This is a genomic window from Absicoccus porci, assembly GCF_003725415.1.
Lineage (GTDB): Bacteria > Bacillota_I > Bacilli_A > Erysipelotrichales > Erysipelotrichaceae > Absicoccus > Absicoccus porci.
The window spans coordinates 211743-238261 of sequence record NZ_RJQC01000002.1 but is presented as its reverse complement, the minus strand read 5'-3'; the positions used below and the strand labels follow the sequence as shown (position 1 = coordinate 238261).

34 protein-coding genes, 1 pseudogene and 1 riboswitch are annotated in these 26519 nt (G+C 38.3%); of the genes and pseudogenes, 23 read left to right on the top strand and 12 right to left on the bottom strand.

Features of this window, described 5'->3' with window-relative positions; all coding sequences use genetic code 11:
• Positions 1–116: 116 nt before the first annotated feature.
• The 6 genes from EDX97_RS05945 (at position 117) to EDX97_RS05920 (ending at position 6827) form a co-directional block, all read left to right on the top strand.
• On the top strand, positions 117–1358 hold the full coding sequence (locus tag EDX97_RS05945; protein ID WP_420884680.1) for an IS256 family transposase: 1242 nt from the start codon (positions 117–119) through the stop codon (positions 1356–1358).
• A 782-nt stretch (positions 1359–2140) separates the two neighbouring features.
• Complete coding sequence (locus EDX97_RS05940) at positions 2141–2914, top strand: TSUP family transporter (RefSeq protein WP_128520255.1); 774 nt, start codon at positions 2141–2143, stop codon at positions 2912–2914.
• A gap of 104 nt (positions 2915–3018) precedes the next feature.
• Positions 3019–3137, top strand: a riboswitch (TPP riboswitch).
• Positions 3138–3228: 91 nt separating this feature from the next.
• Positions 3229–3573, top strand: a complete 345-nt coding sequence (locus tag EDX97_RS05935; RefSeq protein WP_128520254.1) for a hypothetical protein — start codon at positions 3229–3231, stop codon at positions 3571–3573.
• A gap of 60 nt (positions 3574–3633) precedes the next feature.
• The gene (locus EDX97_RS05930; RefSeq protein WP_128520253.1) at positions 3634–4584 is read left to right on the top strand and encodes an ABC transporter permease; all 951 of its coding nucleotides are present in this window, start codon (positions 3634–3636) and stop codon (positions 4582–4584) included.
• Positions 4553–6121 carry an ABC transporter ATP-binding protein gene (locus EDX97_RS05925; RefSeq protein ID WP_128520252.1) on the top strand — a complete coding sequence of 523 codons (1569 nt, stop codon included), beginning with the start codon at positions 4553–4555 and terminating at the stop codon, positions 6119–6121. The genes EDX97_RS05930 and EDX97_RS05925 overlap by 32 nt, the downstream gene beginning before the upstream one ends.
• On the top strand, positions 6096–6827 hold the full coding sequence (locus tag EDX97_RS05920) for an energy-coupling factor transporter transmembrane component T (protein ID WP_183164288.1): 732 nt from the start codon (positions 6096–6098) through the stop codon (positions 6825–6827). The genes EDX97_RS05925 and EDX97_RS05920 overlap by 26 nt, the downstream gene beginning before the upstream one ends.
• Positions 6828–6999: 172 nt before the next feature.
• On the opposite strand, the gene EDX97_RS05915 is transcribed toward EDX97_RS05920, so the two are convergent.
• Positions 7000–7338 (bottom strand): LexA family protein, encoded by a 339-nt coding sequence (locus EDX97_RS05915; protein WP_128520250.1) that lies wholly within the window; start codon positions 7336–7338, stop codon positions 7000–7002.
• A gap of 70 nt (positions 7339–7408) precedes the next feature.
• Positions 7409–8035 (bottom strand): LexA family protein, encoded by a 627-nt coding sequence (locus EDX97_RS05910; protein WP_183164287.1) that lies wholly within the window; start codon positions 8033–8035, stop codon positions 7409–7411.
• A gap of 132 nt (positions 8036–8167) precedes the next feature.
• Here EDX97_RS05910 and EDX97_RS05905 point away from each other — a divergent pair, with 132 nt between their 5' ends.
• The 15 genes and pseudogenes from EDX97_RS05905 to EDX97_RS12230 all read left to right on the top strand — a co-directional run bounded on the left by EDX97_RS05905 (position 8168) and on the right by EDX97_RS12230 (position 16225).
• The gene (locus EDX97_RS05905) at positions 8168–8368 is read left to right on the top strand and encodes a helix-turn-helix transcriptional regulator (RefSeq protein ID WP_128520248.1); all 201 of its coding nucleotides are present in this window, start codon (positions 8168–8170) and stop codon (positions 8366–8368) included.
• 48 nt (positions 8369–8416) lie between these two features.
• Positions 8417–8944 carry a hypothetical protein gene (locus EDX97_RS05900; protein ID WP_128520247.1) on the top strand — a complete coding sequence of 176 codons (528 nt, stop codon included), beginning with the start codon at positions 8417–8419 and terminating at the stop codon, positions 8942–8944.
• Between the two features lie 139 nt (positions 8945–9083).
• Positions 9084–9293, top strand: a complete 210-nt coding sequence (locus tag EDX97_RS05895; RefSeq protein WP_128520246.1) for an arylamine N-acetyltransferase family protein — start codon at positions 9084–9086, stop codon at positions 9291–9293.
• Positions 9290–9442: an arylamine N-acetyltransferase gene (locus EDX97_RS12240; protein WP_183164286.1), complete on the top strand. Its 153-nt coding sequence runs from the start codon at positions 9290–9292 to the stop codon at positions 9440–9442. The genes EDX97_RS05895 and EDX97_RS12240 overlap by 4 nt, the downstream gene beginning before the upstream one ends.
• Complete coding sequence (locus tag EDX97_RS05885) at positions 9423–9893, top strand: arylamine N-acetyltransferase (RefSeq protein WP_128520245.1); 471 nt, start codon at positions 9423–9425, stop codon at positions 9891–9893. Before EDX97_RS12240 ends, EDX97_RS05885 begins: the two co-directional genes overlap by 20 nt.
• A gap of 10 nt (positions 9894–9903) precedes the next feature.
• Positions 9904–10941 carry a bifunctional transcriptional activator/DNA repair enzyme AdaA gene (locus EDX97_RS05880; RefSeq protein WP_128520244.1) on the top strand — a complete coding sequence of 346 codons (1038 nt, stop codon included), beginning with the start codon at positions 9904–9906 and terminating at the stop codon, positions 10939–10941.
• 398 nt (positions 10942–11339) lie between these two features.
• On the top strand, positions 11340–11765 hold the full coding sequence (locus tag EDX97_RS05870) for a hypothetical protein (RefSeq protein ID WP_128520243.1): 426 nt from the start codon (positions 11340–11342) through the stop codon (positions 11763–11765).
• An 18-nt stretch (positions 11766–11783) separates the two neighbouring features.
• The gene (locus tag EDX97_RS11715) at positions 11784–11939 is read left to right on the top strand and encodes a hypothetical protein (RefSeq protein WP_183164284.1); all 156 of its coding nucleotides are present in this window, start codon (positions 11784–11786) and stop codon (positions 11937–11939) included.
• A gap of 24 nt (positions 11940–11963) precedes the next feature.
• Positions 11964–12527: an L-2-amino-thiazoline-4-carboxylic acid hydrolase gene (locus EDX97_RS05865; RefSeq protein ID WP_148039805.1), complete on the top strand. Its 564-nt coding sequence runs from the start codon at positions 11964–11966 to the stop codon at positions 12525–12527.
• Between the two features lie 293 nt (positions 12528–12820).
• A complete protein-coding gene (locus tag EDX97_RS05860) occupies positions 12821–13621 on the top strand; it encodes an SDR family oxidoreductase (protein WP_128519332.1) in 801 nt (266 codons plus the stop codon).
• Positions 13622–13640: 19 nt separating this feature from the next.
• Positions 13641–14087 carry a transcriptional regulator GutM gene (locus EDX97_RS05855; RefSeq protein ID WP_128519333.1) on the top strand — a complete coding sequence of 149 codons (447 nt, stop codon included), beginning with the start codon at positions 13641–13643 and terminating at the stop codon, positions 14085–14087.
• Positions 14088–14104: 17 nt separating this feature from the next.
• Complete coding sequence (srlA, locus tag EDX97_RS05850) at positions 14105–14662, top strand: PTS glucitol/sorbitol transporter subunit IIC (protein ID WP_128519334.1); 558 nt, start codon at positions 14105–14107, stop codon at positions 14660–14662.
• 18 nt (positions 14663–14680) lie between these two features.
• Positions 14681–15694, top strand: a complete 1014-nt coding sequence (gene srlE / locus EDX97_RS05845; RefSeq protein WP_128519335.1) for a PTS glucitol/sorbitol transporter subunit IIB — start codon at positions 14681–14683, stop codon at positions 15692–15694.
• Between the two features lie 61 nt (positions 15695–15755).
• A pseudogene (locus tag EDX97_RS12235) lies at positions 15756–16079 on the top strand (PTS glucitol/sorbitol transporter subunit IIA); the annotation flags it as partial.
• Positions 16080–16090: 11 nt separating this feature from the next.
• Positions 16091–16225 (top strand): PTS glucitol/sorbitol transporter subunit IIA, encoded by a 135-nt coding sequence (locus EDX97_RS12230; protein ID WP_420884695.1) that lies wholly within the window; start codon positions 16091–16093, stop codon positions 16223–16225.
• Positions 16226–17132: 907 nt separating this feature from the next.
• Here the strand turns inward: EDX97_RS12230 and EDX97_RS12225 are convergent.
• The 9 genes from EDX97_RS12225 to EDX97_RS05795 all read right to left on the bottom strand — a co-directional run bounded on the left by EDX97_RS12225 (position 17133) and on the right by EDX97_RS05795 (position 24387).
• Complete coding sequence (locus EDX97_RS12225) at positions 17133–17234, bottom strand: IS3 family transposase (protein ID WP_221175910.1); 102 nt, start codon at positions 17232–17234, stop codon at positions 17133–17135.
• Between the two features lie 12 nt (positions 17235–17246).
• Positions 17247–18341, bottom strand: coding sequence for an IS3 family transposase (locus EDX97_RS05830; protein ID WP_221175896.1), 1095 nt, complete (start codon positions 18339–18341; stop codon positions 17247–17249).
• Positions 18342–18571: 230 nt separating this feature from the next.
• Positions 18572–19312, bottom strand: coding sequence for an EbhA (locus EDX97_RS05825; RefSeq protein WP_183164283.1), 741 nt, complete (start codon positions 19310–19312; stop codon positions 18572–18574).
• Between the two features lie 166 nt (positions 19313–19478).
• On the bottom strand, positions 19479–19910 hold the full coding sequence (locus EDX97_RS05820; protein WP_128520240.1) for an SRPBCC family protein: 432 nt from the start codon (positions 19908–19910) through the stop codon (positions 19479–19481).
• A gap of 64 nt (positions 19911–19974) precedes the next feature.
• On the bottom strand, positions 19975–20235 hold the full coding sequence (locus EDX97_RS05815; RefSeq protein ID WP_128520239.1) for a hypothetical protein: 261 nt from the start codon (positions 20233–20235) through the stop codon (positions 19975–19977).
• A gap of 50 nt (positions 20236–20285) precedes the next feature.
• The gene (locus tag EDX97_RS05810) at positions 20286–20480 is read right to left on the bottom strand and encodes a hypothetical protein (protein WP_128520238.1); all 195 of its coding nucleotides are present in this window, start codon (positions 20478–20480) and stop codon (positions 20286–20288) included.
• A 125-nt stretch (positions 20481–20605) separates the two neighbouring features.
• On the bottom strand, positions 20606–22231 hold the full coding sequence (locus tag EDX97_RS05805) for an ABC transporter ATP-binding protein (protein ID WP_128520237.1): 1626 nt from the start codon (positions 22229–22231) through the stop codon (positions 20606–20608).
• Complete coding sequence (locus tag EDX97_RS05800) at positions 22218–23930, bottom strand: ABC transporter transmembrane domain-containing protein (protein WP_128520236.1); 1713 nt, start codon at positions 23928–23930, stop codon at positions 22218–22220. The genes EDX97_RS05805 and EDX97_RS05800 overlap by 14 nt, the downstream gene beginning before the upstream one ends.
• A complete protein-coding gene (locus tag EDX97_RS05795) occupies positions 23917–24387 on the bottom strand; it encodes a MarR family winged helix-turn-helix transcriptional regulator (RefSeq protein WP_128520235.1) in 471 nt (156 codons plus the stop codon). Before EDX97_RS05795 ends, EDX97_RS05800 begins: the two co-directional genes overlap by 14 nt.
• A gap of 187 nt (positions 24388–24574) precedes the next feature.
• On the opposite strand from EDX97_RS05795, the gene EDX97_RS05790 reads away from it, so the two are divergent.
• Both EDX97_RS05790 and EDX97_RS05785 read left to right on the top strand, forming a co-directional pair.
• A complete protein-coding gene (locus EDX97_RS05790; protein ID WP_128520234.1) occupies positions 24575–24916 on the top strand; it encodes a PadR family transcriptional regulator in 342 nt (113 codons plus the stop codon).
• On the top strand, positions 24888–25391 hold the full coding sequence (locus tag EDX97_RS05785; RefSeq protein WP_128520233.1) for a DUF2812 domain-containing protein: 504 nt from the start codon (positions 24888–24890) through the stop codon (positions 25389–25391). The genes EDX97_RS05790 and EDX97_RS05785 overlap by 29 nt, the downstream gene beginning before the upstream one ends.
• Here EDX97_RS05785 and EDX97_RS05780 read toward each other — a convergent pair whose 3' ends face one another.
• On the bottom strand, positions 25392–26507 hold the full coding sequence (locus tag EDX97_RS05780) for a metallophosphoesterase (protein WP_128520232.1): 1116 nt from the start codon (positions 26505–26507) through the stop codon (positions 25392–25394).
• Between the last annotated feature and the right edge of the window lie 12 nt (positions 26508–26519).

The following is a 26519-nucleotide window of genomic DNA, read 5'->3' as shown; positions in this document are numbered from 1 at the left end:
GAGAGTGTAATCTAAACTGTGTAAGTTAGTTAGATGCGTACGGCTAACTAATGAACACAGTTTTTATTATGCCTATCTCATGATATGGTTGAAGGAGAAAAAGGAAAATGAATGAAATGAGTAAAATTAAAAGAAATCCCGCCGCTGTCAAGATTGCCAATGAAATCCTTAAAGAATATGACTGTGATTCATTAGCCGATATGCAGGATGCTCTCAAAGAAATCTTTGGTCCATTGTTTGAAGGCATGCTTCAGGGGGAAATGGACAATCATCTTGGTTATAAATCCAATTCAAAAGAGCCAAAATCTACAAAGAACAGAAGAAATGGTTCCAATCCCAAAACTTTAAAAACCACAATGGGAGAAGTAGAAATCAATGCGCCAAGAGACAGGAATGGATCCTTCGAACCAGTCATTGTTCCCAAACGATCAAAGGATGTTTCCGATATCGAAGGAAAGGTATTATCCATGTATGCACGTGGAATGTCACAACGGGATATCTCATCAACGATCGAGGATATTTATGGTTTTAAAGTATCCCATGATATGATCTCGGATATAACCAATGCTATCCTTCCGGAAGTGGAAGAATGGCAGAACAGACCGCTCAAAAAATGTTACCCATTTGTTTTTGTCGACTGTATGTATGTTTCTGTCAGAAACGATTATGAAGCCAAAGAAGAAGCCGTTTATGTGATTCTTGGGTATGACCTGCAGGGACAAAAGGAAATTCTTGGTTTGTGGATGGATTCCACGGAATCAAAGAACTACTGGATGCAGGTATTTGATGAGATCAAGGCACGAGGAGTCGAAGATATCTTTTTCATTTCTATGGATGGCGTATCCGGTCTTGAATCGGGTGCCAAAGCTATTTTCCCCGGAGTTGTCGTACAAAGATGTATCGTTCATCTGATTCGGAACTCCATCCGATATGTACCAACCAAGGACTACAAAAAATTCACTGCCGATCTTAAAAAAGTATATGGAGCCTCTTCACTAAAAGCAGCTAAGACTGCGTTCGACACATTCTGCGACAACTGGAAACAATATCCTGGAGCGATCGAAGTATGGAAAAGGAATTTCCTTCATGTAGAACAGCTGTTTGATTATGGATCTGCTGTTCGAAAAGTCATGTATACGACAAATGCGATCGAATCGGTAAATTCCTCCTTTCGAAAAGTGACGAAAAAAGGGTCATTTCCAAATCATGAAGCTGTATTCAAGCTGCTCTATTTACGGGTGAAGGAACTACAGAAAAAATGGGACAAAGGACATTTGAATAATTGGTCGATGGTATTGAATCAATTGTTGGTCAACGATCAGTTTAAGGATCGTATCGAAAAGTACATTCAATACTGAATCTTGAAATGATATATATTCCAAGTTCCTTGTTTACAATGAGACTCCGCCCCTAAGAACCCGAAAAAACGGCCAGTCAAAAAAATCAATTTTCAGCTGGCCGTTTTAAGCATACCTTAGGGTCGATCATTATAAACAAGTTTTCTCGGCATAAAACATCATTTTAAAAACAAGATCGAGAACTTATCAAAATCGACTATAAAATATTAAATACACACTTTTCTTGACAAACCCTTTACTTTTTAAAGAGTAGGGCATAAGTTAATCGTGCATTAAATATCCTATTCATTTTCCTTTATATGCTGAAGGCCCCGGCTTAAAAAACGATGAATCATTTCCTGCGTATGATACCAATTTGCTCCCTTCTCCCATCCAAGAGCCTGGTTGACCGCAAAACTTTCATTTAATTGATACAGAAAAATCATGTCTGCATCCTTCTGGTTCACATGATAAAGGTTTTTAATCAGCTCTCTGGTAGGAATATATCTGGATCCGCATCCTTAGTGGGAGATTCCTCTATATGGCAATCCGACTTATTCATATCCATTGGAATATTCTCCATGTTTTGATTGTAAACGGCATTCAGTTCTGTTATCTGCAATGCTTCATCTGTTAGCGTTAATATGAAATGTACCATTTTGAGCTGTCCCCAAAAAGTTGGACCAAAAATCTAACCAATTGGAGACAGCTCTTATCATGTCAAATTATAGTTTTAAAAAGAAAGCAATGCTTATATAAAAAGCTATGCTATACTTTCTCTTGGAGAAATTGGAGGACAAAGAATGAATGTAACACCCATCATGTTTTTAATTGTTTGCCCCTGTCTATTTCTTGCTGGACTTATTGATTCAATGGCTGGTGGTGGCGGATTAATATCTCTTCCAGCATTTATGATTGCGGGATTATCACCACATCTAGCGATTGCGACCAATAAATTATCTTCAACATGTGGTACCACATTGACCACAGCTCGTTTCATGAAAAATAAATTGATCAACGTGAAATTGGCCATTCTATCGGTGATTGCCGCTATTATGGGATCTTCATTGGGCGCTCACCTTTCGATGGGGATGAGTGAACATATTCTCCAAACAATTATGATGATCATTTTGCCAGTTGCCGCCTTTGTTGTACTCAATCGACGATTGTTCCATGATAATGGCAATGAAGAAATAAAACTGGATATACGAACGATCATTGTTGCGACGCTGTCCGCTTTTGTGATTGGTATGTATGATGGAATGTATGGTCCAGGAACAGGCACGTTTTTGATTATTGCCTTTACTGTTTTTGCACATTTGGGAATCAAATCAGCGAATGCTCAAGCTAAGGTCATTAATTTGACAACAAATATTACCGCTCTGGTGATATTTCTAATGTATGGACTACCCGTGATTCCATTAGGACTGGCGGGTGCTGCATGCAGTATGATTGGGAATTATATAGGATCTGGACTTGTGATGAGTCGTGGTTCAAAGATTGTTAAGCCGGCCATCATTGGTGTATTGATTGTCCTTTTTATTCGAATTCTTTTTGAGCGATTGGGCATCATATAGAATAGGTTTGATCATTAAATTTCTGATATCCGGTAAAAGGAAGATGCGGATGAAACGTTGACAATAGCAAATAATGACGTACAGTAAGTGATGTAAATTTTATAAATAAATGCTGGGGGAGCATTCCGCTGAGAGTGTGCATCATCCAACCTTTTGGATGGGGCACTGACCCTTAATACCTGATCCGGATCATACCGGCGTAGGGAAGTATGTCGTACATTTTGTGTGATTGTCTCTAAATCATTTACGACGATAAATCGAAGAAAGCTCTTTCCATTTTGGAAGGAGTTTTTTTATGTTTGAAAGGAGTATTGATGGAATATAGGGAAAAAGGAAATCAAAGTAAGGGATTCGAACTTAAAAGATTACAGAAAGAGCATCCGGATTTTTCGCCATTTGTTCTTTTAAAACTCAGTCTGATTCGATATGGAGCAGTACTGACCAAAAGAGCAAAAAAAGAAATCGTGCGACAGAATCTTCAATTTTTATCGGATGCAGCCTTCGGACTACAGTTTGGAGAAAAAGAAGAATATGTCGTTCCCGGTCCTTTTCTTCTGAGGGATGGTACGTTTGTTTATATCAATTACGGCGAAACATATCTGGATCCTTATCAAATTGACTGGTGCGAAGAACAAGATGTTTTTCAGATCCAGGATTGACTGGATCACGTTTGTTGAGAGACCTGATTTCTTTGATCAAAATACTTCAAGTGGTATCCCATGGCATCCATGAAGGATGTACGGGCACAGAAACTGATACTTACCGCTTACCGACGATGTGAATTTTGGAAGCAGAGAAAACAATGTACATTTTGTGCTTTTTTTACGTCTGGAAAAACGGATCCGGTTTTAGCCGAGTCGGATGCCCGTGAAATTGTAGAGGCAGCTATTAAAGAGCCTGGACGCTTTTCTGAACTTTATTTTTCGGGTGGATCCGATTCATCAGGAAGTATTCCGTTTGAGAACGAAGTCAATCGGTATATTCGGATTCTACAAGCGGTCGGACAAAATTTTTCGGGTCGTTTTCCTTGTCGGTTGATGGCTCCTGCGTATCCCATCGAACTGGTGCGAAGAATCCGACAGGAAACGGGTATTACTTCCTATAGTCCGAATATCGAGCTGGCTGATTGTGCTATGTTTGAGCGTCGATGTCCTGGAAAAAATGAAGTGGTAGGGTATGACGAGTGGATCAATCGAACTTTGAAAGCTGCCGATGTATTTGGCGCAGGACATGTATACTCACAGATTGTTGACGGTGCAGAACTTGTTGGCGAAGGTGCACTGACTGTAGAACAAGCCCTGGAAACCAATCTAAAGTTGTGTGAATTCTTTGCGGATCATGGCGTAATTCTGCTTAGTACGATTTGGAGACCACACCGTGCATCTCGTCTTGGAATGACCAAGATGGCACCACTTGAATATTATGTTCAACTTGCCGCATGGATTGGCTATGCATGGAACATCATTCGTTCTCAATATTATCTTTTGGAGCCAAAGGTCATCATCGTTATGATCATCATTCGTACAATCAGCGCTGTTATTTTTGCTGCTTTGTTGACTAAGCTTTTGGCAGATGGTCTTGCGAAGGCCGGTGTGTTGAATGCGTATGCTTTAGGACAGGAAAAATCACAACCAATGGATGAGGACCTTTCGGATGCATCTGCAAACTAAGCAGAATCCGAAAGATTCAATGACAGAACAGGGAATAGCTGTTTCTTGCCATAATGTTCGTTTTAGATATTTTCAACAGAATCGAAAAAATATTCTCGATGGATGCAGCATGACGGTTCGGAAAGGAACGATTACTGTTCTGATGGGTAGAAGCGGTTGTGTAAAAAGTACATTAGCGGCTCTTCTTTCTGGTCTTTATCCGGAAAACGGAGGTTTTCTGGAAGATGGGAGCATCCAACTTTTTGGAAAACCAATCGAAGGATATCCTTTTCCAGAACGGGCAGCTCATGTTTCTATGATGTTTCAAAATCCAGATTTGCAATTTTGCATGCGGACACTACGTAAAGAGATGAGATTTTGTCTGGAGAACCTTTCTTGTCCTCGCGAACAGATGGATGCCAGAATTGAAAAAGCGGCAGAAGCAACGGGTATGACCAATTTTCTGGATCGGGATCTCTTCACACTTTCCGGTGGAGAAAAACAGAAGGCTGAACTGACTTGCATTTTTCTTTTGCAATCGAAGTTGATCGTGCTGGATGAACCATTTGGCAATATTGACATGAAATGGGCAAGAAAAATCCGTGATCTGTTGATCAAGAAAAACAAAGAAGATGGAACAACCATTCTAATCATCGATCACAGTCTTGACTATTTCATGGATTATTTTGATGAGTTAAAGGTTATGGATAGCAGAGGAACAATTTGTGCAGGAATTACGAGAGAGACTTTGACGCAGTATGAATCGCTTTTTCGCAGAGAAGGTTTGCGATGGCCATACGATCGGCACGAAGGAACACATCCTGATCTTAGTGGACAAGTATCTATCCCATCTATTACTTTGCAGAGTGCTTCAATCTATGCAGGAAAAAAACGGCATACTTGTAAGTCACCTATTCTTAGTGGTGTAGAAGCAATTTTTCCAAAAGGTCGAATCACGGCTATTCTCGGTCCTTCAGGAAGTGGCAAGACAACATTGTTCCGGGCCATACTGGGACAGCAGAAATATGACGGATCCATTTGTCTGGAAGGAAACGAAGTGAAGAAGATGTCGTCGGCAAAACGATTCCAGCAGGTCGGTATTGTTTTTCAGAATCCATCCAATCAGTTCATCACGCAGAATGTACTGCAAGAAGTTGAAGAAGGCTTGAAAACTACAGAGAGAAATCCGGACTCGCTTGAAAAGAAGGCAAAAGATTTATTGAAGGCATTTCATCTTGAGAGATTTGTTCGTTATTCTCCGTATATGCTTAGTCAGGGGCAACAGAGAAGATTGGCCGTGCTTGCGATTCTATCGGGTACACAAAAGGTTCTTCTGCTCGATGAACCAACATATGGACAGGATGATGCGATGACAAAAGAAATCATGACTATGCTTAGAAACAGGGTGGAAGAAGAAGGACTCACGGTTGTGCTCACAACACATGATCTGGCAGTGGTTCAGGACTATGCAGATACTTGTTATTTGGTTCAGGATGGAATATTGAAAGAAAGGAGCATGGCAGATATCGATGATGGAAAAATTAAATCCTTTTTATAAAGCGATGACCATTCTTATTACAGGGATTCTTTTATCTTTTAATTATTCGGTCATCCTGAATATGTCACTTTTTGTGATTTCGATGGTTCTGATTTTCGGTTTTTCTGATGCCAAAAAGAGTACGGTGGCAAAGATATTGATTCCAGTTGGTATAGCTGCCATGTCGCTTTTTATGGCTGGTTTTCTTCATTCAGGCACGGTGCAAACACCAAAAGCAGGTACCTTTACGAGTTATAATTTTTCGGCTATGACATCAGCAGCGACTTCTCTTTACAATGCCTTGCAACTCTCAACCAGAGTTCTCAGTTTTGCTGGACTTGGCTTACTTTTTGCAGTTACGACAAAGGGAGAGGATTTTATCTTTAGTCTGATGCAGCAGGCGCATATGAAACCCAAATTTGCGTATGGTATTTTGGCAGCCTTTCATCTGATGCCGAATATCGCAAAAGAACTGGACGATGCAAAGTTGGCCTATCGGGTACGAGGTGTTCGCCTTTCTGCTTGGTCATTGAAACCATTTTTTGCGGTTTTGGTCAATTGTATTTGTTGGTCCGAAAATCTGGCGATGGCCATGGAATCCAAAGGATTTGATGGAGATGATGATAGAACCTGTTACCAAATCATCAAGAAGGGACCAGTAGATGTTGTGTTTGCCATTGTTACTATTGGATATGTGCTAAGCGGAATGATTTTTTTTCAGTTCTAATGAAGGGTAGTCATCTGAATTTGAAAATTTTCTTCTAGCCGTATTTTAACAAATAAATATTCAAAAATGGATTCCTATAAGTCTGTTATCACAAAGCTTATAGGAATTTTTTTGATGTAGCGAATCCAAAATTCTAAAGTGTTTATTTTCTTATTAACATTTCTTGTACTACCTAAATTGATTCAATCCTGCTTTGCACAACAATGGCTTTTCCAATGATCTTGATTTTTGAGAATTCATCTTCCGTAAGGATAATATCCTCATACTTTGGATTATCTTGTTTCAATAAAATCAATTTCTTTTCTTCATAATAATAAAAACGAACTAATATAATGGTATCATCTAGGGTAACTACCGCAATTTCACCATTATTGACCGAATCTTGTTTATGTACAAACACGATATCTCCTTTATGAATGCGAGAATCAATCATGCGATCATCTTGTACTCTGAAACAGAAATCAACGCTTTCTTTCATATCACTTGTGATAAATGATTCTTTACAACACATAACTTTCTCCTTTCCATAAAAGGGAATTAAATTTTCGCGAATGCACAAAAAAAAAGCACGTGTGTGCTTATTAAATTTTACTTTGAAAAGCAATGGCCTTTCCTATGATTTGTATGGTATCAAATCCATCTTCGGTCAAGATAATATCTTCATATTTAGGATTATCATGCCGCAATACAATGAATTTCTTATCTTTATAATAATAGAACCTTTTTAATGATGCTGTATTATTTAGGATGATGGCAGCTATTTCCCCATTGTTTACCGTATCTTGTTTGTGTACAAATACGATATCTCCCTCATGAATACGGGCATTGATCATACTGTCATCCGGCATTTTCAGACAACAATCGGCTTTTTCTGTATCCTTTGTTTCGTACAATATCGAATTTTCTTTTGGAAGTTCAGAATCAGGAGAATGGATATCGAGCATTGGAACGGGGTGCATAGACATATGAAAAAGATCATTTGTTTGTTCGTGGGAAGATTCAAGCAAATTGGATTTGTTGATATGAAAATAATTCGCTAATTTCTCGATCACACCCATACGAGGCATTTGTTTGCCATTGATCCAATTGGATACCGATTGTTGACTAACTCCCGTGATTTTACTTACTTCCGATTGTGTTAATCTATACATTTTCATATAGTAAGTTAAATTATTTGCGAATATGTCTCGAAGTTCTTCTTCATTCATGTTCGTGATCCTCTCTTTTACACAATTATAATGGTAAAAATGCAATAAAAAAAGGTAAAAAAACAAGTTGTACTTGTATACAATTTTAACTTGTGATACGATGTGCATATAAAACGAAAGGAGTTATAAAATATGCCACAAAAAATCACTTTAAAAGCGGCTAGAGTGAATGCGAAATTAACTCTAAAAGAAGCTTCAAAAGCTTTAGGTATCGATGAAAGTACTCTTGTTCGATGGGAAAAGCAGCCTGGTTTGGTGCAAAGTAAATATTACCCAAAAATACAGGAAGTATATGGGTTTCCAGTGGATTCCATTATTTTTTTTGAAACTTAATACAATTTAAAATTGTATATAAAAGGGAATATTAAGGAGACAATCATTATGGAAAATAATACAATACAAAGTACAGAAGCCAAAGAATACACATATATGACTTCACTTCTTACATTTTATATGAAAGGTAAGATTACAGTAACAGGAAGAAGTGTAAAACTAACCATTCCAAATACATTTCTTAAATTTATCCCACTTGGTTCACGAACATATGAACCCATGATTTCACAAATATCTTCTGTAAATAACAGTTTTAAATTGAATGCGAAACCACTCTTTTTCGGAATCATCGTTGTCTTAGGTGGAATTTCGGCAATCAGTGATTCTTTCCTTACAGGACTGATCCTATTGCTTATTGGCATAGGCGAAATCATTTCAGCTTTTGAAACAGTCATGTATATTACAGAAAATTCAGGAAGAAATATTGGAGTATCGGCTCTAATCTTTGATAAGAAAACGATAGAAGATGCTCGAAATGAAATTCAAAAATATCTGCTCATGCGAGTGGATGATACAAATAGTCGTATGCAAACAAACCGCATTGTGAATGCCATCAATAATCAAAACGAACAATAGTTTTATCCTTAATTATAATATTTAACGAAAAATGAGTTAGCCTCCTTCATGCGAAGGAGGTTTTTTAAAATTAAATCCACCTTTTTTGGAAGAAAAAGAATGACGAATATGATACTGTTCCCTACAGGAAGGTAAAGATATGGAGTTAAATTCTTTTATGTATTCCACAGAACAGATCAATGAATATCTTCGACGAATGCATTGGCAAGGTACAAAAGAAGTATCCTTGCGGAATCTGACAGATATGCATCGGTTACATCTATTTCGTATTCCTTATGAAAAATTGGATTTGATTCATGGTGTATCTCTTTCGTTAACACCGGAATCTTTGTTTCAAAAATCATTTTGAATCATCGAGGTGGATATTGCTTTGAATTGCAAGGTGCGTTTTATTATTTGCTGAAAAGTCTGGGATATGAAGTAAAACAGTATGCTGGTCGTTTTATGGATGAGCCAGGCGTGATTCAGATGCGTAGGTATCGCATCTCTACGACATAAAAGATACGTATGTGATGTCGGTGTGCGTAGTGAATCGCCAAGAATACCGCTTGAGTTGACAGAAGGTCTTGAGCAAAGTGATGGAATCAGTTATTATCGATATCTAAAAGATCCATTTTATGGATGGGTTCTTATGCAGAAAGAAAAAGAAAAGCCATGGAAGCCATTGGTTGGTTTTACGGAAGAAGAGCAGCTAGATGTGGATTATGTCATGCCTTCCTTTTATTGTGAGAAACATCCAGATTCAACGTTTAACAAGTTTATGAAAATATCGATATTTACACCTGATAGTAATCTAACAATTGTGGGTAACACATTTAAGGTGTATCGGAATGGTAAAGAAGAGTATAAAAAGTTGCGTACAAATAATGAGGTTGTGGAACTATTAGAGAATGTATTTGACATCCATGTACCAGAAACGTACCACAATTTTCTATATGAGAATGAATAGGAGACAAAAGATGAACGATGATAAGATGTGGGAAGCCGTCGTAAACTGTGATGCTTCCTATGATGGAAAGTTTTATTACGGTTTGAAGACAACAGGTATTTACTGTCGTCCTTCTTGTAAATCCAAACTGCCAAAACGAGGAAATGTTGTATTTTTTAAGACCAAAGAAGATGCAGAAAATGCTGGATTTCGTCCATGCAAACGTTGTCGTCCGGATTTGTTGCAGTATGATCCAGCTGCTGAACTATCCGAAAGAACCAAGGAATTACTTGACCATTATTTCAACGATCGAGTAAAACTGAGCAGTGATATGAAGAAAATGGGTGTAAGTAGAAAGCATCTAACCCAAGTCTTCAAACAGCAGTATCAAATCACACCATCGGAATATCTGATTCAAGTAAGAATTGATGCGGCCAAACAAATGTTACAAAATGGCATTTCTATTACCGATGCTGCGAGTATGGCTGGGTATGAAAATTTATCGGAATTTTATGATCACTTTCGCCGACAAACAGGAATGACGCCAGCAAGATATCGACAAATTTTTGCGGATAACATCAGTCGCCGTGTTATGGAAACACCAATTGGTCCATTGCGAATAATCGCCTCGCAAGAAGCCATCCTCTGTGTGGAACAGGCAGGTCGTATAAGTGCAGAAGTCGATAAAATGCCAACGGACCAGATTATTTCTGGCAATGCATCCGGTGAACTGGTAAAGGATTGCGAAGTCGAATTGAGAGAATATTTTGTGGGAAAGAGAAAAAGCTTTGATTTACCCGTAAAACCAGAAGGAACGGATTTCCAGAAAAACGTCTGGGAACATCTTCAACAAATTCCTTATGGACAGACACGTACCCATGGAGATTTAGCAACGATGATAGGAAACAAGAAAGCCTCAAGAGCCGTTGGTATGGCTAATCATTGTAATCCAATTCTAATCCTAATTCCTTGTCATCGAGTCATTGGAGCCAATGGTAGTCTTACCGGATATGCCGCTGGTATCGAAGCCAAAAAATATTTATTGCGGATAGAAAAAGAGTATGCCTAAGAAAGATTCATATTTTCCATTTGATGAGAAAGAAATATCATGGCTTTGTCATAGAGATTCGCAGTTGAAAGCTGTGATTTCTCATATGGAAAAACCAAAAAGAAAGCTATTGCCAGACCTTTTCTCTGGATTGATTTTCTATATTATTCACAACAGATTTCGGCAAAAGCTGCCGAAACAGAATGGACACGTTTCCAAGAATTATTTTCACCGATCGTACCAGAAAATATTTGCCGTTTTAGTCCGGAAGAAATACAGAAGACAGGTACAACACTTCGACGAGCCGGATATGTTCAACGCATTGCCCAACAATGGGAAACGATGGATGTGGAATCTCTAATCAAAGCGGATGATGCGACATTTATCAAAGAAATTTCAAAACTTCCGGGTGTGGGTGAATGGACAGTGCAAATGCTTTTGATTCATGTTTTGAAAAGACCAAAAGAGATTTTTTGATGGTTTCCATGGGAAAAGTGGGCGGATTGAAACTTTTAGAAAAAGCATTTGCCACGGAAGAATATAGTCGAGAAGATTTACAATATGTTGTTCTTCATTTTATGAGCAGAAAAACTATTTGGAGAACGTTTGTTTCCTGCAATAATTATAAGATGCCCAACAATATTCCTAAGAGTTGTGGTTGTCTGCAGTATTGGTATGGCAAAAAGGAAGAAAAGGATCGTAACTGGGATATACGGTATGTAAAAGAACATTTTCCTTATGCGAAATTTATTCGTTTTGAGGGAATGGGACATGCGGCAATGGCTTCTTCCTATCCGGAAAAGATGATCAATCAGTTGACACAGCTGATTGAAAGAAATGAGTGATTTAAAGGGAAAGTATGTATGAAATCGAATCGTTTAATAAGAGCAAAAGAACTTGGAATCGATCTTTCAAAACACGTGATGTATTCGGAAACAATAGAAAAAGTCGTAAAAACGTATCTAAAAGAAAAAGTGGGTCCAGAAAAGGTTGAAGATACTTTTAAAAGTATAGAATAACAGTATGCACAATATCTAAAAGAGTTGCCATACATTGGTGGTAAGAAAAGTATACATAATGGAGAAGGTGGAACCTACGATTGTATTTTCCTTTTTGCTTTGTATGAAGCACTCAATCATAAACCAACTATGCAGGATATTTATGATTTGAATTGTTCTGTGTTTCTACCATCATTTGAAAAACTAAAGAAATGGAAATTCATCGATGCGAATCATGCTTTGATTCTAAGAATCATCCATTTTGTTTTTAGAGTGGCAGCATGGATGGGTAGAAAGGATAGAAAAACCGAAACAGGATTCATTATGTGTGTGGAACCCTTTGTTAAAACGGAAGGCATCCATTATCGATTTGATCGTTGTCCGATTGCCGAATTTGCCAAAGCCCATCATCTTTTGCATTTGATGCCAGCACTTTGCAACGGTGATTATCCGGCGATGGAAGATTTGCATGCAACCCTGATTCGTAAAAATACATGTGCCAATGGGGATGTTTGTGATTATTGGATCGTAGGTGATAAAAGTGAGATTGCCAAAACGCATCCGCGCAAAACAGATGATGCTGGATATTGGTACAATAAAAATTTATAAGATTGATATTGATCTGTAATTAAAGAATGTCCAACTTTTAGGGAATACCTCAATGATTTGGGTGCATTCTTTTTTTTTTGATTTTTCAAAAGATCATAAATCCAAGAGGAGTTGTTAAATTATGATTTTTCATTTCAAATGCAAAAAGGTGTATTAATGAATTTCGGGATTCTGGAAAAGAGGTGGACTATTTTCTTTCTTTTGCCTTGAAAATGAACGCATTAAATGAAAGGGGTTTCTCGCCTATGATATGCGTGTAAACAGAACCTGAGGCGTTCAAAAAGGAGGAGAATATGTCAGAAAGTTGGTTAGGTTTAGAGGATAAAGTTATTATCGTAACTGGTGGTGCTTCCGGTATCGGAAACCATGTAGTCACTACATTGGTCAAGGCCGGTGCCAAAGCGGTTATCGTGGATCTAACGGTAGAAACCGGTGAAGAAAAAGATGGCGCTTACTGTGTACAATGCAATGTCACTGATCCAGACAGTGTCAATGCGATGACAAAAGCGGTATTGGATAAATATGGACACATTGATGGCTTGGTCAACAATGCCGGTATCAATAAACCAAGATTGCTGGTCGATGTCAAAGGTGAACATCCGGAATATGAACTGGATGTGAAAACATTCGATCAAATGTTTGCCGTCAATGTCAAAGGTTTGTTCTTGGTAGCACAAGCAGTTGCTCGTGAATTGATCAAACAGGGACATGGAGCCATCGTCAATATGTCAAGTGAATCCGGTAAAGAAGGAAGCCAGGGACAAAGTGCTTATTCCGCTACAAAGGGTGCTTGTGACAGCTTCACTCGTTCCTGGGCAAAAGAACTTGGTAAATATGGTGTTCGCGTCGTAGCCTGTGCACCTGGTATCATGGAAGCAACCGGACTTCGTACTCCAGCGTATAACGAAGCATTAGCGTATACACGCGGTGTGAAACCGGAAGATCTTTCAACCGATTACAGTAAACAGGTACCGCTTGGACGTGATGGAAAATTGGATGAAGTCGGCAACCTGGTTGCATTCTTAGTATCGGATCGTGCAAGTTATATCACAGGTACGACATACAATATTTCCGGCGGTAAATCACGCGGATAGAATTTAAAAAGGAGGAAACATGATGATCTGGTTATATGCATTGGTGATTGGCATCGCATTTGTCATTCAGTTTGTATTGAGCTCAAAACAAATGTCACAGTTCAATAAAGAGTTTGTAGCTCTGCGACGAAAAGGTAAGGTGGTTGTCGGTCGAAAATCGGGCGGATTCTTTGCAGGAGCCATCGTCATGTTCCAAATAGATGACAATGGTGTGATTCAGCAGAGCAAGAAGATCGAGGGAACAACGTTCCTGGCCAAAGTAAAAGATTTTCCTGGATTTGAAGGCATCTATGTGCGAGATCTAAGTCGCGAGATGGTCCCCAAGTCACATCGGAATTTGCGCAAAGCCGTGGAGGATGCCGCTTTGACGTATTCTAAATATGTAGCTGGTGAACCAATTCCGGATGCACCAAGTCCAGCACAGAAGCTGAAGCTCGCCTTTGCCAGAAACAAGTCAACAGATTGACGGAAAGGTAGAGAAATATGAACGCAATTGTTAGTTTCGCAAAAGGTTTTATGAATTTGTTCGCATTAGGTGGACAGCAATTTACATCGTGGGTTACAGGTATCATCCCGACAGTCGTAATGCTGTTGGTATTGATGAATGCCATCATCGCTTTAGCCGGTCAGGAATCGGTAGACAAGGTCGCTAAGGTTTGTGGAAAGAATCCGGTATTACGTTACTTTGTATTGCCATTTATTTCCGCATTTATGTTAGGTAACCCGGTTGCATTGTCAATTGGTAAATTCTTGCCAGAATTCTACAAGCCAGCTTATTATGCATCCGCAAGTTATCACTGCCATACCAACAGCGGTATCTTCCCTCACATCAACGCTTCCGAGTTGTTCATTTACTTGGGAATTGCGAATGGTGTCACTAAATTGGGATTGGATGCAACGCCATTGGCTGTTCGTTATCTATTAGTAGGATGGGTTGCCAACTTCATCTCTGGATGGGCAACAGAATTCACAACAAAATATGTTGAAAAACAACAAGGTATCAAGTTAAATCGTAGCTTTGACAAAATGGGTCAAGAATAATAGCAAGGGAGAAAGAGTATGTCAGAATTAAGAGCAATTCGTATTGAACGCGGGCCACAGGGATTTGGTGGACCATTGGTGATCAAACCAACAGAAAAGAAAAATAAAGTTATGTACATCACAGGCGGTGGAACTCCTCCTGAATGCTTGGATAAGATCGTTGAATTGAGCGGTATGGAACCTGTCGACGGTTTCCATGGATCGGCACCGGAAGATGAATTGGCGATGGTCATCATCGATTGTGGTGGAACCCTTCGCTGCGGTATCTATCCGCAAAAACGTATCCCAACTGTCAATGTCATGCCAGTAGGTAAATCCGGACCTTTAGCGCAATATATCACGGAAGATATCTATGTATCAGCTGTTACTTCTAAACAGATCTCTTTAGCTGATGAAAGCGAAGCCGCTGCTGTGGAAGCTGCTCCAGCCAAAGAAGAAAAACCAAAAGGCAATGGTTTCAATGCGGATCAAAAAGTATCTGAGACCTTGGCTGCCCAAAAGAATAAATCCATAATGACTCGTATTGGTTTGGGCATGGGAAAATTTGTCAACACATTCTATCAATCGGCACGTGATGCGATCCAGACATGTATCACAACATTGCTGCCATTCATGGCATTCGTCAGCTTGCTGATCGGTATCATCAATGGATCTGGATTTGGTAACTGGTTTGCGTCAATCTTGACACCATTAGCTGGTAACGTCTTTGGATTATTGATCCTAGGTATCATCTGTTCCATTCCAGGTTTGTCAGCTTTGTTAGGTCCAGGAGCCGTTATCGCACAGATCGTTGGTACTTTAATTGGTGCTGAAATCGGTAAAGGAAACATCGCCCCTCAAATGGCATTGCCTGCATTGTTCGCTTGTAATACCCAGGCAGCCTGCGACTTCATCCCTGTTGGTTTGGGATTGGCAGAAGCTGAGCCAGAAACCATTGAAGTTGGTGTTGTCAGTGTCATGTATTCAAGATTCTTGACTGGTTGGATCCGTGTATTGATCGCGTTTGCAGCTAGTGCAGGATTGTATGCTTAATGATATAATTAATTAAGAAAAATAAAATACTACAATATTGAAGAAAAGGAAGGAATTCGACATGGAAGAAATTTATAAGAATCAGGTAAAATCAATTGGAAAAGATGTAGGTGCATTTGCAGGAGCTGACTTTCTGATCATCTTTGGTGACAGTGCACCAGCCGAATTAAAAGACTACTGCTATGGCGTTGATGTCAATCCGATCAATGGGCAGATCAAAGCAGGGGATGTGCTCCGCTTTGATGATCAGGAATATACGATCACGAGCATTGGGGATGAAGCCCCCGTTACTTTGACAGGCTTAGGACACTGCACGATCCGTTTCAGCGGTGATACGACACCGGAAATGCCTGGCAGCATGTATGTTGAAAAAAAGCCATTGCCCNCCCCGTTACTTTGACAGGCTTAGGACACTGCACGATCCGTTTCAGCGGTGATACGACACCGGAAATGCCTGGCAGCATGTATGTTGAAAAAAAGCCATTGCCCGAGATCCATGTCGGTACCGTCATTCAAATTGTAAGAAAATAGGTGAAAGTGTATGGAAAAAGGTGGCAGATATTCTGGCGTTTGAAATAGAAGACACGCTAAAGAAGTCTATGCCTATACCGATATGAATCGTTTTGAACTATCGGATAAACAAATGTTTGCCAACTTTTCGACCTTTTTCTTTCGATACCAAAAGAAATCAATCGTAATTGCATATAATAAACTTTATACCAAGAAATTGGAACATGCCATCAATCAAATCAAAGAAAAACAAAGGAAACCTAAAAAACTCTTCTTCCTCCCTTGTTTTCGATGATTTGTTTATAGATTTCATTGAACTAAATGTTGAATCAAGGTATCATAACGCAAGTGGAATTTGATGAAACATGCTTTTCAATTAAAAAAGTAAATAGGAGCTATATCGCATAGTCGTTCATTCGCTTATTAAATTGGACCGATGATTTTGAACTGTTATTCATTTTCATCGGTCTTTTTGATATAAAGCAATACCTTTAACATTCTAATGCAATTTAACTATTCGTACATAGATAGCATTCTAGGATAGAATGAGATTATTTTTAACTCATCTTCATCGACAAGTGAGTGATGGGTGTAGTTCATGGGATTCTCATTGATAAGTGTTTGTTTTGTCACTGACATCTTATCATTTGAGCCTATGGACTTTTTTTATTCTTATTAGCTTTTGTTCTTATTATGATAATTCATAAAGTTATAAAAATGATCTAGTACGATTGTGGCATTATACAAATGGATTAAATCTTAAGATATGATACGAAATATCTGAAGATATATCGTGGTATCTAAAGAACGATACTCTTAAAATATCTATGTAAAGAAAATAAGAAAGGAGATAAAACGATGGTACGTGATGTAAAGATTACCGTTCTTGATACAACGGGGTGCGGACAAATTCTTGGACCTTGTTATTTCAAATTAGTCCCAGACTTTGCCTGTACTCCATAGGGCTCAAATAGCCCAACGATGCCTTTATTCTTTTGGTATTGTACCATATGATATAATCATTGCTAATCTCTACAAACGTTTAAATTGTTACACCAACAAAATTTCGGCCATAAAACATCTCATTCTTCATCCTGCCAAAGAATCCTTCACATGCCGAATTATCCGGTGAGCAACCTTTCTTAGACATGCTTCTGGTATATCCATACTTATTCATTCTATTAATCCATCCAGGCCATCGGTAATGACACCCCCGATCGCTATGAACTATTGGTTTCTCATCTTCTTTTAGCTTAGAATGATAATCATCCAACATGCTATTGACCAAATCTGCATTAGCTGCAGGTATTGAGAATTCTGTGATATCTGTCAGCACCTTTTCACTGGGCTTTTCTGAATGAAAATCTCTATTGATAATATTCTCTGCCGCTTCACTTATTTCTCCTTGATAGGAGCTATACTTCTTGTGTTTTCTGACTTTTACTACTAGATTATTATCTTTCATGATTTGTCTTACTATTTTTTCAGATACAATGATATTATCTTTTCTCAGTAGTGAATGGATCCTTCTATAACCGTATCTTTCCTTGTTTTCTTTGAATAATTTAATAATTTTTACCTTTATTGCCTCATATTTATAAGGCGATTGTTGTATCTTGTGCTGATAAAAGTAACTGCTCTTGGATATCTGAAGTTTTGCAAGAAGCAGGGACAATGCATATTTATTCCTTAGGGCATCGATTATCATTGTCTTCTCTGCGTTTTTCAGTCTTAACAGATCAATGCCCTGATCTTTTTTTAATATTTCTATTGTCTGTCTTAATATATCGTTTTCTAGCTCCAGATCTCTTATCTTAGCTGCCAGTTCAATATTATTATCGGAACCCTTATCAGCATCTTCATTAACGATCAAAGTTCCTCTTGGCAAATCTTTCTTTTTATTCATTATCGCCGCTGCACCTCCAGATAAATACAGCTTTCTCCAACTATAAATACTCGTCCTTGAATATCCGTATTCTTCTGATATTGATTTTATGTCTTCTCCTTCTTCAAAGCAACGGTGAAGTATTTCAAGTTTTATTTCTAATGATGGATGACGCCTGTGCCCTGGTGAATCTGTAGCATCATATTTCTTGCGTTTCTTTTCGATATCTCGATTCTTGATCCAAGTATACATATTTTGTCTGCTTGGATATCCGAGTTAATGAATTACCTTAGCTATCGATCCAGTTTCATCATACAATTGAAGTGCTTTCTTTTTCTCTTCCTCCGTAAACGACATTTTTCTTCCTCCCTGTCATCGTCGGTCCAAGAATTTGTCCGCACCCCCAACCCTTATAAAAAAATTTCACCATATTTGGTTACGCAAATATGGTGTTTTCTTTTCGACATATCAATTTATGACTGTTATTTTAACTCAACAAGTTTATCGATTATAGCTTGTTCTAATTGTTTTTGTTGTGATGCGGTGAGATTAGAAGATGTTCTAATGACCAGGGTTCCAACTACTTTGTGAGAACCAGAATTAAACATTCCAGCTGTATCAAATGCGGCTAGATATTCGTTTCTAGCTTTTGCTGCTTTTACTGTTTTAAATGCTTCGATGACAGCTCCACCATCCGTTCCTGCTTCTACAGGTGATTGATCCGCGTAATATGAATCGGTCACAAGAGAGGATTTCATGGCAATATAGGCGTAATATCCGCCAGCTTTATTCATCATGTTATTTATATCGGTTTCTTCCGTGGCTGCTTCGACATCCGTAATTGTATCCACTGTTTTTGCTCTTTCAAGAAGAAAATCTTGAGATGGCTTTGTGACCTGTTTGAGTTGCTTTATGCTGTTTTTATATGCTTTGATATCACTTTTGATCTTCTTGGTGGATTTTTTGTAATCTGCATCACTATTGGCTTTTTCACTATCTTTTACGTCTTTTTTTAAAGTGCTTTTCGTACTCATATCGTAAGCTTTTTGATTTTTATCTAAAAGTGCATTTGCCGATTGCACGCCTGTATCCATTGATTTCTTTGCTTCGGAACTACATCCAGTAAAACAGAAAACCATTAAGATACACAGTATGGAAACGAACAATTTTCGAAGTTTCATATGTAACACCCTTTCTCTCATTTTAATAGTAACCGCTTTCATTTTACATCAAACAACTTATATTTCCAATGGTAGATAGCTAAAGTATATGTTCTTTTACTTTTTAATGGGTAGTGTGTTATTTATTCCACCAAACAATTATAGAAAATCATGATTCATAGAGTTCTATAGTTAACAATAAGAGTCTCTAAGAAATTGAAAAAAGTGCTCAATGAGCACTCGTTTCCAATTTTCGTTTGCTTGCATTCATGATCGTACCATATAGATTCTTTGCCATAAACCCACCAAATGCAGTCATTGGCTTGGTCATGAAACTTGCAGGCACTTCTATATCAATGATCCATGTGACTTTTGTCTTGTTATCATGGATAGACTCAAAAAGAGTTTCGGTAAAATCTTGTTGGACGGGAGGAAAAGATTGATTGACCCGATAATCGATCTTTTTACCCGTCACAACTTTCGTAATTTCTTCGTTATACCATCCTGCAATCATCACAATATCTCGGATGGCACCCTTTTCCCAGTACTTCGGTTCTCGCCACTTTGATTTGAATACAATGGGTGAAGCTGTGAAATTTTCCGAGTGATAATACCAGTCAAATACAGTATCAATATCTCGATTCACAACTTTTGAAATCATGACTCTTTTTGCCGTTTACTTCTCCAAATAATATTTTGGCTTGCCAATGGTCTTCTTGCCATATTCAATGGCACCTACCGGACATCCACGATTTTCCAAGAGGTTCTTCAGGAATCTTTTCGCCTGCTTTGATTTGTGGAGCTAATTCATCAATCTTTGGTTCTGCAAACAAGAGAATCTTCTTATTTTCAGCATCTGGGGTTGATAAACTACCCGTTATATAACTTTGCGGCATAAGAATGGAACGAAAGCCAAGTACTTCAAAGTGCTTCTCATCGGCTAATTTTTTCGTATATTTTGCAGTGATCCAAGTGTTTCGGCACAAGTTGCGACAAAGTAAATTTGTTTGCTGCCTTTGAATTGTGCTTTCCGAATTTATTCTGTCATTACTTTTGGATAACGGCCAGCATATACTGGTCCGACAAAAACATAGGGTTTATTCGAATGATAGCTTCCAATATCATCTTTTCTTAGATGATCAGTGATATTTTCAACTGGATCTCCTGTTACTCTGGCAATTTTGTTTGCGACATGTCTACTGTTTCCTGTTCCTGTAAAATATAGAATCATGATGTACCTCACTTTCGTTTTATTTTTAATGTGTGATTCACTATACCATACAGAAATGAAAAAAGATGATTCGTAAAGAAAATCGAGTTGGATGTATGTATATCAATATCCTATACAAGACGTATCTATTTAATCTCAATGATTTGAGTTGAACCCATGTTTTGCGAAAGTCGATGAGAAATGGAAATCACCGTTCGACCTTGGCTGGATGCTTGAAGTGCCATAATGATGCGTTTTTCTGTTTTCGTATCCAAATTTGCTGAAATCTCATCCAATAAAAGAATGGAAGGATTGGAAACGACAGCTCTGGCAATCGCCAACAATTGGAGCTGACCTTTTGAAAAAAGGGTTTCATCCATGGGCGTATCCAACCCTTGCGGTAAATCCATGATGGTTTCTTTTAGGTTTGAAAGTGATAACGCTTTGTCAATTTCTTGATCGGTATACGTATCATACAAAGTGATTTGATCGCGTACGGTTCCGGGAACAGATGTGAATTCCTGTTCGACAAGACTAAATATCTTTCGTCTTTCTTCGGGTTTTAGTGCCACAGGACAATGACAAGCCAATGAAATCTTTCCTTGATTCGGTTCGTATAGACCAGTCAATAACCGAAAAATCGTGGACTTACCTGCTCCGGTTCGACCAACAAGAGTGACATTTTCTCCGGCATGAATCGTAAAAGATAAATCTTTAAGGATTGGTTTGTTTGGATCATAGCCAAAAGTAACATGATCAAAATAAATATCTCGATCATTGTTGGTTGGCTGTATTTTTGGAAGCCAATCAGGCTCATTCAAAAAAGTTTGAATATGCTGAATGGCAGCACTAGCTGCTTGAATATTTTGGATTTCCATACCAATATTTTCAAGAGGTGAAAAGATATTGGCTACATATGCAATCATGGCTACGGCAGATCCTATGGATAAACCAAAAAAGGAACGATAGGTAGTACCACTAGCTGCAAAGATCATCATGATAGCAACCACAATGGCTTGGGTAATCAAGATGATAGGAGAATAGATACTATCAATGATATTTCCCTGATCGATGGCACGATAACTTTCTTGAATATATTTGTCGTAGCTTTCTTCCATATATTTTTCGGCATGAAACGTATGAATCATACGCATACAACGAATCGTTTCCGGAACTTGGCTATTCACACGACCGATGGCTTTTCGATTGGTGAGTTGGGCTTGATTCATCCGCTTTTGGCACCAACGAGTAAAAAGATACAAAAATGGTGTCACAATCAATAGTAAAACGCCTAATCCGATGGATCGAGTAAAGATGACAATCAGAATGGCAATCAGTTTAAAACTATCGGCCATCATACTGACAATGCCATCACTGTACAGGACATCAATGGCATCGCCATCATTTGTGAAGATAGATTCAATCTCACCGGCTTTGTGGGTGTGAAAGTATTGTGGCGATAACTGCGACAATTTTTGACACAGGGCCGAACGAATCACATGTGTCATTTTCTGACCAAAAATAGTAATGCATGCATTTTGAAGGGATTCTAAAACATCGGCCACCACAATACATAAAAAATACGAAAGAGCCAATAAGAAGGAAATGGATTGTTTTGTACTTAAATGATTCACAATTTTTTCAAGTACCAAGGGTGGAATCAAAGCTGCTAGAATGGAGCCACTAATCACAATGATCAATAAAACAATCAATTTCTTATTTTGTTTCAACATGGTACGAATGAAACTTTTTAGAAGGTTATTTTTCGTCATGTCGATCACTTCCTTCAAATAATTTTTTATATCCAACTTCTTGTTTCAACATATCCGCATGCGTTAGAAAGGTACCGGTATGATCATGCAAGTACAGAACATGTGAAAAAGAAGGAAAATGATACAAACGATGGGAAATCAATAAAATGGTATGTTCTGGAAACGTCTTTCGAATATTTTTTAATACCTTGGTTTCCGTATTTTTATCAACGGCCGCAAAAGGATCATCCAATATAAGAATGGATCGTGCATGAGCCAATGTACGGGCTAAGGCAAGACGAGCTTGTTGGCCACCTGACAACATCGATCCAGCATCTCCTATACTTTCCGCAATGGAACGATTTTTTAAATCTGTATCTAGATCTGTCAATTCCAGATAGGGCTGCGCCGAAACGTTCGTACCCAATTGAATATTATCTGCGAAGGAAACCGAAAGCAGTTGTGGATCATGGCCCATATAGGAAATATACGAAATTTTTTCGTTTTCACTTAGATCACGAAATTCTTTTCCATTCAAGGTGATGGATCCTGCATAATCGACTTCACCAATCAATATTTTTCCCAGTACACTTTTGCCACTGGCCACTTCACCCGTGATTCCAATGATTTCTCCAGGCTTGGCCGTAAAAGTAATATCCTGCAACAATGAACCAATGGACACATGATCAAAAGATAAGGTAACAGGTGTAAAAGGAACTTCGTCGGCTTGAAAATCATCTTCGATCGGTTCTTCCATCAAGGGTTGGATTCTCTTCCAAGAGACTTCGGCTTTTTGGACGGCATTGAAAAGTTTAGCCGCATGACTGGTTTTGACAGCTAACTTTGTGAAGCAAGCAAGAAAAGTCGTAAAAGCAGCTAGATTCCAACGAATCCAACCGGTTCCCATGACATTTTTTCCACCAAAGTAAAGGATCATGACCGCACCCAACATCGCAATGGCATCATACAAAGGCGTCAAAGACCCTTCGAAAAGATTGGCTTTGGCACTTTTTCTTTCATAATCGCTTAAGGCCTTTTCATACGCTGCATCACGATTTTGTTCACGTCCATATACACGATACGTTAGGCTGTTTTCGATGCGATCCATGGTCATACGGCTTAAATCCGAAGCACTTTGTTTATAAGCAGCATTGGCCAAAGTGACCACATTTTTCATTTGATTGGCTACCAAATAAGCAATCGGTGTAAATAGACAACAAAGAATGGTTAGTTTCCAGTCATAGTGAAGCAACATACATACATAGGCAATCATGACAACGCCGGTATCAAAGAGTTCGGTCGTAAATTTACGAATGCCTTCGGCACACACATCGACATCCGCAATCGCATTGGTTAAAAGAGATCCTAAATCGGTTTCTTGAGGCCGATGAACCAGGGAATTGTAGAGATTTCTTCGCATCGAACGACTGATGTCATTCGCAAATCGCCGTACGCCAAAACGTTTGATGGCACGGGCAATCTGCACCAACGCAATCACGAAAACATACAACAGTGCCAATATCCACATATCGTGCCAAGTTGCTTTGTTTCTAGTGATGTCATAGAGACACTGAGCCAATTGACCCTCAAAATAAGGACCGGCCAACATGCCGATATTATAGATCAAACCGGATATCGTAACGATGATCAATAATGGAATCTCCGCCTTAAAATACGTACGAATCTGATTGGGATGTTTTAATAATTTATTGGTTTTCATGCTCTTTTACAGCTTTCTGCACATGAGGAAATCCTGCTTTGGATTCCGTTTTGTTTCGTAGATATAAGGTATGAAGAAGGAAATAAAACGTCTTCTTCTCTTCTTCATTAAAACCTTGAATTAACCAATCATAGTAGATATTTTCGATTTCAACTTTGGACAGTTTCAATCGTTCCACTTTATCCGATGCATAGAGTTTCCAGTTTCGCTTATCATTCTCATCTTGTTTCCGAATCAAATAGCCTTTTGCCTCTAAGGATGCTGTTCTTCGAGCACAAGCCCCTTTATCCAAACCAAGAATTTCACGAATGCCTTTTTGGGTAATCCCCGGATTATGACGAATCACATGGATGAAATCAAATTCGCCTGTCCCAATGCCTTCGGCTTTCATGGTTTTTACGGTAAATTTCGATACTTCTCGTGCAATTTTTGTGATTTCTCTCATTTCTTCACTCATAGACTTCTCCTAAATAGATGTAGTATCAACTAATTAGATGATACTACATCTATTAGTGAAATACAATGATATAGCCATCAAGTTTAGAAATTCGAAATAACTCTGGTTTGATTTGTCGTTGAAGTGGAATTTGTATAGAGGGTATTGATTTTTATATATCGTACTGCTATATATCGAGGTGATATATATGGATGAACATATCAAAAAAGTCTATGTGCCCATGAGTGAAACGGCCTTTTATATTCTCCTTTGTTTACGGAAAGAATCTCATGGCTACGGTATTGTTCAAAAGGTGGAAAAACTCACAAACGGTGAAATACGTATTGCACCAGGAACGATGTATGGCAGTCTTGCCAAAATGGAAAAAGATGGACTGATCCGGTTTGTACGTGAAGAAGAAAAACGAAAAATCTATGTGATTACAGAATTAGGAGAAACGGTCCTGCAAATGGAAATGAAGCGAATTGAACGATTATATCGGAATATGAAGGAGGTCCAACATGCTTACGCATCAACGAAAATACTTTGATATTAGCGATTGGAAAAAAGAACAAGACTATCTGCAAGATATGCATAAACATGGATGGAAGCTAAAAAATGTCAAAGGAATCACCTATACATTTACATCTTGCGAGCCAGAAGACGTTGTGTATCAGTTAGACTATCATGATCAGGCAAATACCGATGATTCTATTCAAATGTTCCAAGATTGTGGGTGGGAATATATTCAAGATCTAAATGGGTTTGCCTATTTTCGAAAACCAAAACGGGAAATGCATGGTCAAAACGAAGAAATCTTCTGTGATGAAGACTCTCGAAACGATATGATCAAACGGGTCTATCAGGGTAGAGTCATCCCATTGATTGTCATCTTCATCGCATTGTTCTTATGTTTTATGAATGCATTGGATCGACCATTCGCATTAGGCATCCTGGCGTTGTTCACTTTGATTTATATCTACATTATTTTCAAATTTATCATTCGGTATCGAAAAGTCTTGTGATCAATCTTTTCTTAAACCTTGCAGTTGAATCTTCACAATTTCATTATCGGTATGAATGCGCACCGGAATTTCAAAATATCCAGTGCCTGCCGAAACAATACTGCAAGTACCATTTTTGATATGTTTGCCATAATAGTAATCTTTTCCATACCAATACCGTGTAAAATAAGTGAATGGAAAAAATTGACCTTTGTGTGTATGGCCACATATAATCAAATCGGCATGTTGGGATTGAGCTTGGAGAATACCCGCCGGATCATGTTCAAGAATAACGATTGGTTTTTGGTAATCACACGAATGCATCAATCGTTTTAAATGTTTACGAGTGGGATAGGAAACCAAACCGGTACGACCAATCAAATTAATATCTTTACTGATATAGCTTCGATTATTTAAATCAACGATATTTGATTTTTCCAAAAAAGCTTGCCATAACGAACTATCCATGGCCGGATCATGATTGCCACAAATCGCAAACACACCATCCGGTGCTTGAAGTTGTCGAAGTTCGGAAAAAATTGGATAAAAGTGTTTTCGTTGGCGCATATTCGTTCGATTAAAGATATCTCCAGTAATCACGATCATATCCGGATGCAAGGCATTGACTTGACACACCACATGATGGATATAGTTTGTATCGATGATTTCACCTATATGCAGATCACTCAATTGAACAATATTGTATTGTTTACCAACTGGTAATTTATTGGTTTTATACGTGTATGATATCGTTTTGATCGTATGTGTATGGACTCTTCCATAGATGGTGATGGCGATACTGAAAATCAAAGCCAAGATGGATAAATCCTTATGAAGAAAGATATCCATAAAATCAATGACAATCAATGCGGAAATATGATAAGTCAAAAAAGCCAGATACAAACCAGACACTAAAGCAATGAGTCGATACCCCATAAAATAGTTGTCAATGTGTTCGGCATAGACTTGATAACCCAACGCAATAGTTGATAATAAAATCAACCAGACAAAAATAGGTGTATGAAACAGGCTGGCAATGCGCCAATCACTATAAAGACAAGCAAAGCCGATCAAAATTCTGGATATTTTAAAATACATGCGCTTATTTAAAAAATGCGTACTTTTCTTTGTCACCATAAAAAGAATTAT